The sequence below is a fragment of the Advenella mandrilli genome (genome assembly GCF_016595155.1).
GTDB classification, from domain to species: domain Bacteria; phylum Pseudomonadota; class Gammaproteobacteria; order Burkholderiales; family Burkholderiaceae_B; genus Advenella; species Advenella mandrilli.
In genome coordinates this window covers 174,850-190,357 of sequence record NZ_JAENGP010000004.1, presented here as the reverse complement: position 1 = coordinate 190,357, position 15,508 = coordinate 174,850, and the positions used below count along the sequence as shown (strand labels likewise).

Below are 15,508 nucleotides of genomic sequence, written 5' to 3'. Positions count from 1 at the left end.
ATGCAAACAGAAAAACAAAAAGTCCTCACCATGGCACAGCTCTTGTTTTGCGGTGCATTTATCGTCACCATGTCAATGGGTATCCGGCATGGCTTTGGCTTGTGGTTGCAGCCTATTACCCAGGCCAACGAATGGGACAGGGAAACCTTTTCATTTGCCCTGGCCATGCAAAATCTGGTGTGGGGTTTTACGGGTATTTTTGCCGGGATGGTTTCTGACCGTTTTGGCGCGGTCAAGGTGATTGTCCTGGGGGGTATTTTATATGCCCTTGGTTTGTTGGGCATGGCTTATTCAACCACCGGACTGGGCTTTATGCTGTCCAGCGGGTTTTTAATTGGCATGGCCCAGTCAGGCACCACTTACGCCATTATTTTTGGTGTCATAGGGCGTAATATTCCGGCTGACCGTCGTTCATGGGCCATGGGGGTGGTTGCGGCGGCAGGTTCATTTGGCCAGTTTTTAATGGTGCCTGTCGAAAATCTCCTGATTGACTTTTTTGACTGGCAAATTGCCTTGGTGGTATTAAGTGGCATGGCCTTGGTTATCATCCCGCTGGGTATGGCCATGCGTGAGCCTTCGCCAGTGGCAGGTGTTGCCCAAGACGTACGGCAGGGCATTATTCCTGCCATTAAAGAGGCGTTTGCCTATCCAAGCTTTCGTTTGCTGGTGGCCGGATATTTTGTGTGCGGTTTTCAGGTGGTGTTTATTGGCGTACATATGCCCAGCTATCTTAAAGATGCGGGCATGAATCCGGAAGTGGCCAGTTATGCCTTGGCTTTAATTGGGCTTTTTAATGTATTTGGCACCTATGCGGTTGGTTTAATGGGGCAAAAATATCCCAAACATTATTTGTTAGCCGGTATTTATACCATTCGCGGGATTGCTATTATTGTTTTCCTGCTGGCACCATTAACGCCCGTTAGTGTCTATATATTTTCTGCCGTCATGGGCTTGCTTTGGTTGTCAACCGTTCCGCCTACCAATGCCATTGTGGCGCAAATATTTGGTATTCAGCATTTTGCGATGTTGGGCGGGTTTGTGTTTTTCAGTCATCAAATAGGCTCTTTTCTGGGGGTCTGGCTGGGTGGTATCATGTACGATATCTATGGCAGTTATGATCCTGTATGGTATTTGGCTATTGGGCTTAGCGTTTTTGCCACCCTTATCAATTTACCGGTCAAAGAGCATGCGATTGTCCGTACGGCTACAGCCAGTTAGTGAAGGAGTAATACCGGTATGAATCCAACCTTAAAAAAAATATTGATTTATGGCGGGCTGCTACTGGTCCTTGCACTGGTATTTGTCATGTATACACAGCCAAGCCTGTTTATTACTCTGTCTAACCAGTTCTGGTCTTGCTTTTAGTTTTTGTTCACTGTTTTATCATTTTTACAACACCGCCATGGCGGTGTTTTTTTTATGCGTTCTGAATAGGGGCCTGATGCCTGTTTTTTCAATCTTTTTTTATATAGTGAATGATGAATTTCATAATGTGAAACTCTCATGTTGCAGTGTTGAAAAAATAATTTCATAAACAAAAAATTCATTTCATATTGCAAAATAAAAATCATAAGTATTTGAAATATAAAAATAAAATAAATGGTCTTATATAAGATATAAGTGTGTTTTGCAGTGCCGCAAAAGGATAGAATTTATTCAACTGATCCAACATTTTTTATCTTTATTTTTTTATTTTTCCAGGAGACTTATATGTCAAATCGTGAAACAGCAATCCGTAATTTGCAAAAAGAATGGGCCGAGAACCCACGCTGGCAGGGTATTAAACGCAATTACAGCGCCGAAGACGTTGTTAAGCTGCAAGGTTCCCTGCAACAGGAATACACCCTGGCACGCCGTGGTTCAGAAAAATTGTGGAATTTATTGCACACCGAGCCGTTTGTTAATTCTTTAGGCGCACTTACCGGCAACCAGGCCATGCAACAGGTAAAAGCCGGCCTTAAAGCCATTTACCTATCTGGCTGGCAAGTTGCTGGCGATGCCAACATTGCCGGTGAAATGTACCCTGACCAATCCCTGTATCCGGTTAACTCCGTACCAAGCGTTGTTCGCCGTATCAACAATTCATTAACCCGTTGTGACCAAATCCAATGGATGGAAGGCAAAGAGCCAGGTGATGAAGGTTTTGTTGATTTCTTCGCCCCTATCGTTGCCGACGCCGAAGCCGGTTTCGGTGGTGTCCTGAATGCCTATGAATTAATGAAAGCCATGATCGAAGCCGGTGCTTCAGGCGTTCACTTCGAGGACCAATTGGCTGCTGCGAAAAAATGCGGCCACATGGGCGGCAAGGTTCTGGTTCCAACCCGTGATGCCGTTGCAAAATTAACAGCAGCCCGTCTGGCTGCCGACGTAATGGGTGTTCCAACCTTGTTGCTGGCCCGCACCGATGCCGAGGCCGCCGATCTGATTACCAGCGATATTGACGAAAACGACCACGAGTTCATTACCGGTGAGCGTACCGTTGAAGGCTTTTTCCGTACCCGTGCCGGTGTGGATCAGGCAATTTCCCGTGGTTTGGCTTATGCGCCTTATGCCGACCTGCTGTGGTGCGAAACCTCAACGCCCAACCTTGAAGACGCCAAAAAATTTGCAGAAGCCATTCACAAACAGTTCCCTGGCAAACTGCTGGCTTATAACTGCTCACCCTCTTTCAACTGGAAGAAAAACCTGGATGACGTTACCATCGCCAAGTTCCAGAAAGAGCTGGGTGCAATGGGTTATAAATTCCAGTTCATCACATTGGCAGGCTTCCATGCACTGAACTATGGCATGTTTGAGTTGGCGCACGGTTACGCCCGTAATCAAATGAGTGCATTTGTTGAGTTGCAGCAAAAAGAATTTGCGGCTGCTGACAAGGGCTTTACTGCCGTTAAACACCAGCGTGAAGTGGGTACCGGTTATTTTGATAGCGTTACCCAGGTTATTGAAGGTGGTCAGGCTTCAACCACAGCTCTCACCGGTTCTACCGAAGAAGCTCAGTTTGCACACTAATAAGCACATTGGGTTAAGAAACAGCTCGTAAAGGCTCCGTTGGGGTGTCTCGCAAGATAGGATGCGAGGCACCCGTTTCTTTAATTAACAAGCTGTTTTTTGTTGAATGCAGTGTTTCCGGGCGGTGCTGAATGGTTTTCTATAAAGCCCGCCAGGAAGTTTGACGGGATACTAAGGAAAAATCACGTTGTAACCATTACTTCGCTGTTTCTGGGCCAGGGCCTGGGCCAGGTCGGCAACTGAAGTGGCGTAGAAGTAACTACGGTTGTATTTGGTAATGGCAAAGAAGTTGGGGGTAGCCGTGCGGTATTCCGTTTGCCCTCTTATTTCATCGGGCAGGTTGATGACGCCAAGTTGCTTGCCTGATGCCCAGTTATTGTTATTGTTGTTGGAAAGCGTAGCCCCTGAAGATTGCAATTGTGTCCAGCTCAGGTAAGGCTCCAGCCCACCATCTACCAAGCCTGCGGCATTGGCAGGCAGGCGAACAGGGGCAAATATGGGTGTATTGCTTTGCCAGCCGTGTTTAACCAGGAAATTGGCAACCGACATAATGGCATCTTCCTTACTGTTACGTAAGTCAATTTTGCCATTGTTGTCACCATCAATGGCGTAGTGCAAAATACTAATAGGCATGAATTGAGGCAGGCCGGTTGCACCGGCAAAAGAACCTTCTTCATGCCTGGCACTAAGCTTGCCCTGGTAATCAAGGTTAATCAGGGCAGCGAGCTGGTTCCTGAACATTTGGCTTTTTTCAGGGCGTGAAGTATCGGGGTGGTTAAAGCCCAGGGTATATAGGGCATCCAGCATGCGGAATGAACCCATGTAACGGCCATAAACTGTTTCGACACCAATAATGCTGGCAATAACGGCAGCCGGTACACCATATTCGCGTTCGGCCCGGCTAAGCGTGTTGCGGTTGGCGTTCCAGAATTCGGTGCCATACCGTATGCGAACCGGCTCTACAAAACGGGCGCGGTAACTTGGCCAAACACGCTTGATGCGGCCTTTGGGGCCCTGAGGCATAATAAGCTTGGCAACCCTTTCATTGTATTGGGCGTTGTTGAGCAGGTTTTGTATATAGGAATCAGGAATGCCATAACGCCGGGAAACCTGTTTTATAAACTCTGCAGAATTAGCCGATAGCATGGTGTTTTCAACTTCCCAGCCGGTTTTTTTAGAAACGGCAGGCGTATTTGTTGTGGTAGAGGCTGTTTTATGTGTCTGCTCTATGGGAGCACTGGCACAGGCGGTTAAAAACAGGGTGCTTATGGCAATCAAAATAGGGTTTCTGGTTTTTAACATCATGATTTAGTGGTGATTGTTTACAGTTAAAGGCGGTTTAACGAATTTTATGGCAGACTGAATTTGATTTATGGAAAATATAATTGGTGCGCCAATTATTTGATATAAATATGTTAGATTGTAATGATTCATTAAAATAAATGGCGGATTTTTTAGCCATAACGATATTCAATCAGAGAGTTGAGCGTGGAGACTTTATATATTACACATCCAAACTGTCGTTTGCATATGATGCAAAAGTGGCATCCAGAGGCACCTGCCCGTCTGGATGAAATTAACGACCGTTTGCTGGCCAGTGGGGTGTCGCCATGCTTAAAACATCTAGATGCACCTAATGCCTCAGATGGCGATGTGTTAAGGGTTCATACGCCAGAATACCTGGCCTACCTGAAAGAGCATGTGCCCCAGGAAGGTTATTTCAATATAGATAATGAAGAAACCAGTATGAATCCGCATACTTTGCGAGCTGCTTATTCTGCTGCGGGGGCAGGAATTATGGCGGTTGATGAAATTATGGCGGGCAATGCACTTAATGCTTTTTGTGCGGTCAGGCCGCCCGGGCATCATGCGGAACGAGGCCGGGCCATGGGGTTTTGTTTTTTCAATAATCTGGCCATTGCGGCCCGTTATGCCATTGAAAAATACAAACTGCAAAAAATTGCCGTGATTGATTTTGATGTACACCATGGTAATGGTACCGAAGATATTTTTAAAAATGATCCACATATTATTATGTGCAGTTTTTTCCAATATCCTCTGTACCCTGACTGCGGCGTTGCCAACGTTGCACCCAATATGTTTAATACGCCGGTACCTGCCTTTACCAAGAGCGAGATGGTCAAGGATATTGTTCTTAACAAGTGGTTGCCGGTCCTTAATGATTTTCAACCCGAGTTGGTGCTTATCTCTGCGGGATTTGATGCCCACCGGGAAGATGAAATGGGGCAAATGGACTTGGTAGAAAAAGATTATGAATGGATCACCAAACAGTTGATGGAGGTGGCTAATCAATATGCGCAAGGCCGAATAATCAGCTTTCTGGAAGGGGGGTATAGTTTATCGGCATTGGGAAGAAGTGTAACCGCACATATCAAGGCGCTGGCTTCTTTATGAAAACTGAAACAGGTCTTCAGTAAAGAAAAATAGCCAGTTATATAAAAATGGCTTACCTTTATCACAGCTACATTGTAGAATTGAAAGGTTTTGGTTTATGGCAGTAATGTTGCCAATATTAGGAGATACTTGGATGAAGGTATTAGTACCTGTAAAACGTGTCGTTGACTATAACGTCAAAGTGCGCGTCAAATCAGATCAAACTGGGGTAGATATTGCCAATGTAAAAATGTCAATGAACCCTTTTGATGAAATCGCTGTTGAAGAAGCAACGCGATTAAAAGAAAAAGGTGTTGCGACTGAAGTAGTGGCGGTTTCTTGCGGCGTCACGCAGTGCCAGGAAACATTGCGTACAGCAATGGCCATTGGTGCCGATCGTGCCGCGCTGGTGCAAACAGACGTCGAGCTTCAGCCATTGGCCGTTGCAAAACTGCTCAAAGCGGTTGCCGAAAAAGAACAGGCTCAATTGGTTATTCTGGGTAAACAGGCCATTGACGACGATGCCAACCAGACTGGTCAGATGCTGGCTGCATTGTTGGGCTGGCCCCAGGCTACTTTTGCCAGCAAAATTGAAATCGAAGGCGACAGTGCCAAGGTTACCCGTGAAGTTGACGGTGGTCTGGAAACTATTTCAGTTAAATTGCCGGCCATTATCACCACAGACTTGCGCCTGAATGAGCCACGTTATGTAACGTTGCCCAACATCATGAAAGCAAAGAAAAAACAACTGGATACCTACACACCCGAAGATCTGGGTGTTGATGTGACTCCTCGCATCAAAACACTGAAAGTGTCAGAACCACCAGCACGCAAAGCCGGTATTACCGTTCCTGATGTGGCTACGCTGGTAGATAAATTAAAGAATGAAGCAAAGGTGATTTAATATGACGATCTTGGTTATTGCTGAACATGATAATGCAGAATTAAAAGCAGCTACATTAAATACCGTTGCCGCCGCAGCAAAAATTGGTGGTGATATTCACGTTTTGGTTGCTGGTAGCGGTGCACAGACAGTTGCCGAACAAGCGGCCAAAGTTGCCGGTGTAAGCACTGTCCTGCTGGCAGATGCGGCACAATTGGCCGACTCTTTGGCTGAAAATGTGGCCGAACAGGTTATTGCTATTGCCGGTAATTACAGCCATATCCTGTTCCCAGCGACTGCATCCGGTAAAAACGTGGCTCCCCGTGTTGCTGCCAAACTTGATGTTGCCCAACTTTCCGACATCATTGCCGTAGAGTCTGCAGATGTGTTCCAGCGTCCTATTTATGCCGGTAACGCAATTGCAACCGTAGAATGCACTGATGCCAAAAAAGTCATTACGGTGCGTACAACTGCGTTTGATGCGGTTTCTGCCGAAGGTGGTTCTGCTTCTGTGCAAAACGTTGACGCGGTTACCGACTCTGGCCTGTCTTCATTTGTAGGTCGTGAAGTTGCAAAAAGCGATCGTCCTGAATTAACCGCTGCTGCCATTATTGTTTCTGGTGGCCGTGGTATGGGCAGTGCCGAGAACTTCAAGATTCTTGACCCATTGGCCGACAAACTGGGTGCAGCATTGGGTGCTTCCCGTGCAGCGGTTGATGCCGGTTATGCTCCTAACGACTGGCAAGTTGGTCAAACCGGTAAGATTGTTGCGCCACAACTTTATGTTGCGGTTGGCATCTCTGGTGCCATTCAGCACCTGGCCGGCATGAAAGACTCCAAAGTTATTGTTGCTATCAATAAAGACGCAGAAGCACCTATTTTTGGTGTGGCCGATTACGGTCTGGTTGCCGACTTGTTCACTGCCGTTCCTGAACTGGTCGGTGCGCTGTAAGGCACCGTTTAAACAGGGTAAAATACAATGCATAGTTGGTATTTTGCCCTGTTAAGGTAATAAAAAACGCTTCATTTGAAGCGTTTTTTTATGGCTGGCATTAACTACATTTTTTCTATCCGGTCTGCCCGATTGGCAGAATCTGGGTGACTGGAGAAAAAACCACCACCGCCACCACCCAGTTTGCGCAGGGCCGATACCGCATGGGATTTATCGTAATTGTTTTCTTGCAGGATTTTCAGGCCATAAGCATCGGATTCCAGTTCGTGCGATTGTGAATACTGGGCATTAACCAGATTATGGGCCAAAGTGCCAATTTCATTGCCCGACAGTGATGCAACAATTGAGTTGCCACTTGCCGCGCCGGCTTTGCGTGCCGCCAGTGTAAGCAGGTTGGTGCGTGCCTGTGATTTTGAATGGCCATTCATGACGTGGCCAATTTCATGGCCAATCACGAACAGCAGTTCGGGGTCTGTCATTTTATCCATTAAGCCTGAATAAACCCGAATGCTGCCATTGGGCAGGGCGAAGGCATTGACTTCCGGATTAAGGTAGACCTTGTAGTCCAGGGTTGTGCCATTGTAGCTGCGCAGGTTACGGGTAATATTGTTAAGACGTGTGGTGTAGCTGTTATTGGCACCGGCAACCGTGTTTTGCTGGTCTAGTTGCTGTTGGGATTGCACCGCCAGGGTCTGGATTTCGGCATCGTTAATGGTGGCGGCCTGGAATAGGGACGAGGCCGCGTCAACCATGCCCGCGCTATTCATGCCTTCACAGGCGCTTAATGAGCCAAGCAACAGGCCGGAAATAATGAGTTTCTTTATCATGATTACTCTCATACTGATAAAAATAAATGTGAATCAGGGTTCTATGGTGCGTATGTCTGGCTTACCAAAAATGGCAACATAACTGGAGTAAAAACCGCAATACATGCTGACTGCAATAATCATGACCAGTATTTGGGCAATAAAGGCAATCAGCATAAGTGGCAGCCCCATTAACACCAGCAGGTCTGTCAGAAGAAACTGACAGGCATAAAATAATATACCCCAAATGGAAAAGTAAACCATAAAGGCAATTTTATTACGCCAGGAAGCAACCATGGAATAAAACAGGGCTTTTTTAACACTTAGGTTTTCCCACCCAATTAATTGGGGTACATTCCAGAAAGAAATGGCGGTTAAAAATGTAAGGATTGCCCATAAAGCATACTGAAAAATACTAATGGAAAAACTGGGAATGTCGGCCAGTGTCAGTTTGTATTCGGGATCGGAAAGCAACCTGGAGATTTTTTGCATGTCTTCATGGCTTAGGGCATTCAGGGTTGGATAAAATGAGATGAATGTAATGAGCATGAAGATGCTGGCGTATAAAAAACCAATTACGGCCAGGCGTCGGATAACATCGGGCTTTTTAAGTGGCAGGACCCATTCGGCTGGAATGACTTTGTTGTTGCTGTCGATAGAACGGCAGGCGGTTACCATGACCAGGCTGGAGACGGGAATGCTCACAATAAAAAGTGGCAAGCCGATGAGGGGGAGAACAATAAGAATCTGGCTAAGGAAATTGATAATAAACGTGATGGCCAGCAGTGCCATAGGCTGCTTTCTGAACAAGGCGAAAGCGGCTTGAACCCATTGTAATCCCGCAGAAAAAGGTAGTTTAGCTGCTTGCATAATTGATTATGGTAATTGTGGAAGGACTGATTCGGTACGCAGCTTGAGAATGCGTTCGAAGTGGGTCGGGTCGTGCGGTTTCAGGGTTTGTGCCGGGCGCGGTATGAAAAAATCATAAAGGCGGGATGTCCAGAAACGCAAGGCAGCGGCCCTGAGGGCAACCGGCCACACCTGTCGTTCTTCATGGGTGAAAGGGCGGATGCGGTGATAGGCTTGCAGCCAGGCGTTTGTATGATCCTTAAGCAAAGCACCGGTTTCGCGTTCTATACACCAGTCATTGACAGCAACCGCCACGTCGAAAATCCATTTATCGCAACCGGCAAAGTAAAAGTCAATAACACCACCCATGCTTGGGTTTTCAAACGTGCCATCAAACAGGACATTATCGCGGAACATGTCGCAGTGGCAGGGGCCGGCTGGCAGGTTTTGCCAAAGGGCTGAACCCTGGACACGGATTTGTTCGTCCAGTGAGGTTTGGTACAGCTGCGTTAATTCCGGGTTCAGGAACGGCTGTATGCTGGGGTAGGTAGCCTGCCACCAGCCAAGCCCGCGCAAATTTGGCTGCCTGATTGGAAAATCTACCGCTGCAAGGTGTGCCTGGGCCTGGGTTTGGGCCGCAATAATACAGTGATTGACACTGGGTGAGGCCTCATAGCCACCCGCCAGGCGGGTAACGATAGATGCTGGCTTGTTTTTTAGTGTACCAATACGCTTGCCATCTTTGCGGGTTTGCGGCATGGGTACTTTGACACCCTTGCTGGCCAGATGGTGCATTAATTCAATGTAAAAAGGCAACTGTTCGTGGGTAAGCACTTCGAATAGGGTCAGGACATATTCGCCATGCGTGCTGGTCAGGAAAAAGTTGGTGTTTTCGATGCCGGCCGTAATGCCTCGTAAGGAAACAAGCTCACCCAGGTCATATTCAGCAAGAAATGCTTCGGCTTCAGAGGTGGTCAGATTTGTAAAAACAGCCATATCAGGTATATATCATCAATTAAGTTAATGCAGATGCCCGGTATTTTAGTCCAGGATGAATAGTCAATGATACATTCATTTAATACATTTAAAAATAAAGCATAGCCATCTAGGGATATTCCCAAATGATGTTTGGATATAATAAATTTTTTAATTCTGGCATTTTTGGATAGGCGATGATTTTCAGTAATGGTCTTCACGTGCTCAGGGAACAATGTAAACAAGCCCGGTGGCTTTCCGGGCAACCCGCTTTGCTGGTATGGGCATTGTTCATGGGCGTGTTGGGCGCACTGGCCACCATTGCTTTTTATTGGGGCATCCACCAGGTCCAACTGTTGCTGTCGGGGCAATCAGGGTCTATCGTTTCGGTGACGCGCATCTGGTCAAGCTCTGAACGAATACTGTATCCGGCGCTTGGCGGCCTTGTGGCTGGGCTGCTTTTGTGGTGGGCAAGCAAACTCAAGGTGGACAGCAATGCCGACTACATGGAGGCGGTGGCCATTGGCAATGGGCACTTGTCACTGCGGCAGGGGTTTTTAAGGGTTCTGTCTTCGTTAAGCGTGATTGCTACCGGTGGTTCGATTGGTCGTGAGGGGGCCATGATTCACCTTGCTGCCATGGGCGCTTCGGCCACAGGACGGCTTTTTTGCTTCGAGGCGATTCCCTTACGCTTGCTGGTCGCTTGCGGAGCGGCAGCCGGGGTTTCGGCCGCTTATAATGCACCGGTTGCAGGGGCCCTGTTTGTGGCTGAAATCGTGCTGGGCAGCATGTCTATGCAAACTCTTGGTCCTTTGCTGCTGTCTGCGGCAACCGCAAACATCACCATGCGTATGCTGGGTTATTACCATGTCATGTACGATTTGCCCGAGCTCATGCCAATTGATCCGTCTTTCCTGGTTTTCGCGGTTTTACTGGGTATTGTCTCGGGCTTGTTGGCCCCCCAGTTTTTGCGTTTTCTTGATGGCGGCAAACGTCTGTTCAGGAAAACCGGGCTGGGGTTGCCATTGCGGCTGGCCCTGGGTGGTTTTGTTCTGGGCTTGTTTACATTGTTAGAACCCCGTGTGGCCGGCAATGGTTACAGTGTTCTGAGTTCTTTTTTACATGAACCCTGGGCCTGGACGGCAGTGACCCTGATATTGTTGACCAAGGTTTTGTCTACGGGGATTACGGTTGGGTCGGGTGCGGTAGGCGGGGTGATTACGCCTGTGATGTTTATGGGTGGGGCCTTGGGCTTATTGTGTGTACAGCTTTTTGGTTTGCTGTTGCCAGCAGTGTTATCCAACACCGCGCTGTTTGTGTTGCTGGGTATGGGCTCATTTTTGGCTGCGGCTACCAGTGCACCGCTAATGGCGATACTCATGATTTTTGAAATGACGCACAGTTATACTATAATACTCCCCCTTATGCTGGCCTGTGTGTTTTCCTATTTCACCTCCCGGTCTATCGCGGGCGCGGTTATGTATGCGGTAACAGAATCGCGTGACAAGGATTTGCTGCTACGGCATCGCTTGCGCCAGCTTAGGTTGGCCAATTTGGTCAGTCCGGTAAGTACGGTCATCAAGCATAATCAAACGATGCAAGATGCCCTGAATATGTTTATTGAATTTGGCGTGCGTTTTATTTATGTGGTTAATGAAATGAACGAATATCAGGGGGTGATTGCGCATAAAGACGTTAGCAGTTTCCTGCTGTCTGGTAACGACATGCTGGCGCCTTTGTCAGGAGAACTGATTAATCGTTCTTATTTAACGACACTGCAACCCGATATGACATTGGATGAAGTGCAAGATTATTTTGTGGCCTTCAATGGCGAGCGGTTACCGGTTTTAAGCGCAGATGAAAGGCCGCTCTTGCTAGGGGTGGTTTATAAATCTGATGTGCTTAAGAAATTTAATGAGTTGAAAAAATTGCTGGATGCCAGCAGTGACGCTATTTTGGATGTAAGAGCGAGAAAATTGTATGACAATCGTCGAAAATAAACAGCAGGAAAAATTGGCACCAGTCGGGCTTTATGCCCGTGCCGATGCGCCATGGCGACTGTCGGTTGCGCCCATGATAGATGTCACAGACCGTCATTGCCGTTTCTTTCACCGCCTTTTGGCGCCCAAAGCATTGCTATATACAGAAATGGTTACGACCGGTGCCCTTATTCACGGTGATATTGCCAGACACTTAAGGTTTAATGAAGAAGAGCATCCACTCGCCTTGCAACTGGGGGGCAGCGACCCACGGGAGCTTGCGCATTGTGCCCGGCTGGGTCAGGAGTGGGGCTACGATGAAATTAATCTTAATTGTGGCTGTCCTTCCGAACGGGTGCAAAAAGGGGCTTTTGGTGCCTGCCTAATGGCAGAACCCCAACTGGTGGCCGATTGCATAAAGGCCATGCAAGATGCGGTTAATCTGCCCGTAACGGTCAAGCACCGCCTGGGGCTTGATTACGATACCTCTTATGGTTTTGTGCGGGATTTTGTTGGGAAAATTTATGATGCCGGATGTCGGGTGTTTGTTTCGCATGCCCGTAATGCCGTGCTTAAGGGCCTGTCACCCAAAGATAACCGGGAAATTCCACCTTTGCGTTATGATGTCGTTGCAAAACTCAGGCAAGATTTCCCCGACGCCCTGTTTGTCCTGAATGGCGGGCTTAAAGAAGTGCAGCAAATGTATCTCATGGCCAATGAGTTTGATGGTGTCATGATAGGGCGCGCTGCCTGGCATGATCCCTATTTGCTGCGTGAAGCCAGCCAGCTGTTATGGCCGGACGTTGCGGTTCCTTCCAATGAGACGATTGTTGAAATCATGATGGCTTACATCGCCAAAGAGCGGTTGACAGGGGTACCCATGCGTTTGACGGTCAGGGCTATGTTGGGTCTGGTCAATGGCCAGAAGGGCTCGCGGCTGTGGCGCCGCACCCTGTCCGATCACCGTTTGTTGGCCGCCAATGATCCGGCTTTGCTTATGCAGGCTTTTGCTCAGTTGGTAAATAGTCAAACTGTGGTATGAAGCGTAAAAAATAAAAATTATTTACAATAATTTTTTATCTCCGGCAAGGGAAGAATTGGCTTTTTTATCAATTGATTGTATAAATGAATAAGCCTTTCGAACGGTTTTTTTAAACTTGATATTCTCGTTAAATTACTATATATTGTGGTTCGGCCTTGCGCCCTTACTAAATGTAGAATTTTTCTAATGGCTGTCTTTACTGTTTTTTCATCAAATACAATGAAGATGGCTGTTTTATTTTAATAAATCCACGCCAAAGCAACCGTTTACACTCCTGTGACAGACAGGTTAATAAGCGGGAAATGTTGTTAATATTTTTTCGGGTAAACACATGAACAAGAACCTATTAGTCACCAAACGTAGCGGGGAAAAAGAACCCCTGAATCTGGATAAAATTCACCGTGTTGTCGCATGGGCTGCTGAAGGCTTGGATCATGTTTCTGTTTCTCAGGTAGAGTTGCGTTCCCATATCCAGTTTTATGACGGTATCCGTACCGATGATATTCATGAAACCATCATCAAGGCGGCCGCCGACCTGATTTCCGAAGAATCACCCGATTACCAGTATTTGGCTGCACGCCTGGCTATTTTTCATTTGCGCAAGATCGCATTTGGCCAGTTTGATCCGCCCAAGCTGTATGAGCACGTTGTCAAAATGGTAGAGATGGGCAAATACGATGCTCATATCCTTGAAGACTACACCAAACAAGAGTTGGAAGAAGCCGATTCCTACATTGATCACTGGCGTGACATGTCGTTTTCCTATGGCGCGGTAAAACAGCTTGAAGGCAAATACCTGGTGCAAAACCGGGTCACTCATGAAATTTATGAGAGCCCCCAATTCTTGTATATTCTGGTTGCACTCTGTCTGTTTTCCAAATACCCCAAAGAAACCCGCTTGCAGTACGTGAAAGGTTTTTATGATGCCATTTCCACCTTCAAGATTTCCCTGCCAACCCCGATTATGTCGGGTGTTCGCACGCCTACCCGCCAGTTCAGTTCATGCGTGCTGATTGAATGCGGTGACAGCCTTGACTCCATCAATGCCACCACCAGTTCAATTGTACGTTATGTATCGCAACGGGCCGGCATTGGCATTAACGCGGGCCGCATTCGTGCGGTTGGTAGCACCATTCGTGGTGGTGAAGCCAAGCATACCGGTTGCATTCCTTTCTATAAACACTTCCAGACAGCGGTGAAGTGCTGCTCGCAAGGTGGTGTGCGGGGTGGTGCAGCAACCCTGTTCTATCCCATCTGGCACCTTGAAGTTGAATCCTTGCTGGTACTTAAAAACAACCGTGGCGTAGAAGAAAACCGGGTACGCCACATGGATTACGGCGTGCAAATCAACCGCCTTATGTACCAGCGCTTAATCAAGGGTGGCGACATCACTCTGTTTTCTCCCTCTGACGTGCCTGGTCTGTACGATGCTTTCTTCGAAGACCAGAGCCGTTTCGAGACTTTGTATGAGCAATATGAAAATGATCCTTCCATTCGCAAGCGCAAGGTAAAGGCGGTAGACCTGTTTTCGCTCATGATGCAGGAACGCGCCGGTACGGGTCGTATTTACATCCAGAACGTTGACCATTGCAATACGCACAGTCCCTTTGATCCGGCTGTGGCGCCGGTTCGCCAAAGCAACCTGTGTCTTGAAATTGCTTTGCCAACCAAGCCCCTGAACGACATTAACGATGAAAACGGCGAGATTGCCCTGTGCACGCTGTCGGCGTTTAATCTGGGCGCCATCGCGTCCCTGGATGAATTGAAGGATTTGTCTGAACTGGCTGTGCGTGCGTTGGATGCTTTGCTGGATTATCAGGATTACCCCATCAAGGCGGCTGAAATTGCCACCATGAACCGTCGTACCCTGGGTATTGGCGTTATCAACTATGCTTATTACCTGGCTAAAAACAATGCCAAGTACTCTGATGGCAGTGGCAAGGCACTGACACACCGCACCTTTGAAGCCATTCAATATTATTTACTGCAGGCATCGGTAAAACTGGCCAAAGAGTTTGGTGCTTGTCCGGCTTTTAATGAGACTACCTATTCAAAAGGCATTTTGCCTATTGATACCTACAAAAAAGACCTGGATGCGATTTGCAATGAGCCCTTGCATCTGGACTGGGAGGCCTTGCGCAAGGATATTATTACCCATGGCTTGCGTAACTCCACCCTGACCGCTCTCATGCCTTCAGAAACCTCCAGCCAGATTTCCAATGCGACCAATGGCATTGAGCCTCCCCGTGGTCTGGTCAGTGTCAAGGCTTCCAAAGATGGTATCCTGAAACAGGTCGTCCCCGAATATGATCGCCTGAAAGACAAGTATGAATTGTTGTGGGACATGCCCGGTAATGACGGTTATTTGCAACTGGTGGGTATTATGCAAAAATTTGTTGATCAGTCCATTTCGGCCAATACCAACTATGATCCGTCCCGTTTCCCAAATGGTCGTGTGCCCATGAACCAGCTGTTGAAAGATTTGTTAACCGCTTATAAGTTCGGCCTTAAAACCTTGTATTACCAAAACACCCGTGATGGTGCCGACGATGCACAAACCGCTGATCAGGGTGACGATGATTGTGCCGGTGGTGCTTGCAAAATTTAAGCCGTGGTTTT

Annotated in this window: 12 protein-coding genes; 8 read left to right on the top strand and 4 right to left on the bottom strand. The window is 47.5% G+C overall.

All coding sequences use genetic code 11. The features are described from left to right. Nucleotides 1–1,218 carry an MFS transporter gene (locus JHL22_RS05435; RefSeq protein ID WP_200234860.1) on the top strand — a complete coding sequence of 406 codons (1,218 nt, stop codon included), beginning with the start codon at nucleotides 1–3 and terminating at the stop codon, nucleotides 1,216–1,218. A gap of 492 nt (nucleotides 1,219–1,710) precedes the next feature. Continuing rightward, nucleotides 1,711–3,009, top strand: coding sequence for an isocitrate lyase (aceA, locus tag JHL22_RS05430; protein WP_200234736.1), 1,299 nt, complete (start codon nucleotides 1,711–1,713; stop codon nucleotides 3,007–3,009). Between the two features lie 171 nt (nucleotides 3,010–3,180). On the opposite strand, the gene mltB is transcribed toward aceA, so the two are convergent. Further along, a complete protein-coding gene (gene mltB, locus JHL22_RS05425; protein ID WP_234041124.1) occupies nucleotides 3,181–4,314 on the bottom strand; it encodes a lytic murein transglycosylase B in 1,134 nt (377 codons plus the stop codon). A gap of 183 nt (nucleotides 4,315–4,497) precedes the next feature. On the opposite strand from mltB, the gene JHL22_RS05420 reads away from it, so the two are divergent. The 3 genes from JHL22_RS05420 to JHL22_RS05410 all read left to right on the top strand — a co-directional run bounded on the left by JHL22_RS05420 (nucleotide 4,498) and on the right by JHL22_RS05410 (nucleotide 7,238). Next, nucleotides 4,498–5,424 (top strand): histone deacetylase family protein, encoded by a 927-nt coding sequence (locus JHL22_RS05420; RefSeq protein ID WP_200234733.1) that lies wholly within the window; start codon nucleotides 4,498–4,500, stop codon nucleotides 5,422–5,424. A 133-nt stretch (nucleotides 5,425–5,557) separates the two neighbouring features. Beyond that, entirely contained in the window at nucleotides 5,558–6,307 is a 750-nt protein-coding gene (locus tag JHL22_RS05415; protein WP_200234731.1) for an electron transfer flavoprotein subunit beta/FixA family protein, read from the top strand. 1 nt (nucleotide 6,308) lies between these two features. Next, nucleotides 6,309–7,238 (top strand): electron transfer flavoprotein subunit alpha/FixB family protein, encoded by a 930-nt coding sequence (locus tag JHL22_RS05410; protein WP_200234729.1) that lies wholly within the window; start codon nucleotides 6,309–6,311, stop codon nucleotides 7,236–7,238. A 104-nt stretch (nucleotides 7,239–7,342) separates the two neighbouring features. Here JHL22_RS05410 and JHL22_RS05405 read toward each other — a convergent pair whose 3' ends face one another. The 3 genes from JHL22_RS05405 to JHL22_RS05395 are packed head-to-tail and all read right to left on the bottom strand — an operon-like array spanning nucleotide 7,343 to nucleotide 9,889. Then, nucleotides 7,343–8,065, bottom strand: a complete 723-nt coding sequence (locus JHL22_RS05405; protein WP_200234727.1) for a M48 family metalloprotease — start codon at nucleotides 8,063–8,065, stop codon at nucleotides 7,343–7,345. 33 nt (nucleotides 8,066–8,098) lie between these two features. Continuing rightward, nucleotides 8,099–8,914 (bottom strand): BPSS1780 family membrane protein, encoded by an 816-nt coding sequence (locus tag JHL22_RS05400; RefSeq protein WP_200234725.1) that lies wholly within the window; start codon nucleotides 8,912–8,914, stop codon nucleotides 8,099–8,101. A 6-nt stretch (nucleotides 8,915–8,920) separates the two neighbouring features. Continuing rightward, nucleotides 8,921–9,889 (bottom strand): homoserine kinase, encoded by a 969-nt coding sequence (locus tag JHL22_RS05395; protein WP_200234723.1) that lies wholly within the window; start codon nucleotides 9,887–9,889, stop codon nucleotides 8,921–8,923. A gap of 176 nt (nucleotides 9,890–10,065) precedes the next feature. Between JHL22_RS05395 and JHL22_RS05390 the strand changes: the two genes are divergently transcribed. The 3 genes from JHL22_RS05390 to nrdA all read left to right on the top strand — a co-directional run bounded on the left by JHL22_RS05390 (nucleotide 10,066) and on the right by nrdA (nucleotide 15,497). Beyond that, nucleotides 10,066–11,868, top strand: coding sequence for a ClcB-like voltage-gated chloride channel protein (locus tag JHL22_RS05390; RefSeq protein ID WP_200234721.1), 1,803 nt, complete (start codon nucleotides 10,066–10,068; stop codon nucleotides 11,866–11,868). Continuing rightward, the gene (gene dusA / locus JHL22_RS05385; protein WP_200234719.1) at nucleotides 11,849–12,889 is read left to right on the top strand and encodes a tRNA dihydrouridine(20/20a) synthase DusA; all 1,041 of its coding nucleotides are present in this window, start codon (nucleotides 11,849–11,851) and stop codon (nucleotides 12,887–12,889) included. Before JHL22_RS05390 ends, dusA begins: the two co-directional genes overlap by 20 nt. Before the next feature lie 331 nt (nucleotides 12,890–13,220). After that, a complete protein-coding gene (gene nrdA / locus JHL22_RS05380; RefSeq protein ID WP_200234717.1) occupies nucleotides 13,221–15,497 on the top strand; it encodes a class 1a ribonucleoside-diphosphate reductase subunit alpha in 2,277 nt (758 codons plus the stop codon). The last annotated feature ends 11 nt before the right edge of the window (nucleotides 15,498–15,508 follow it).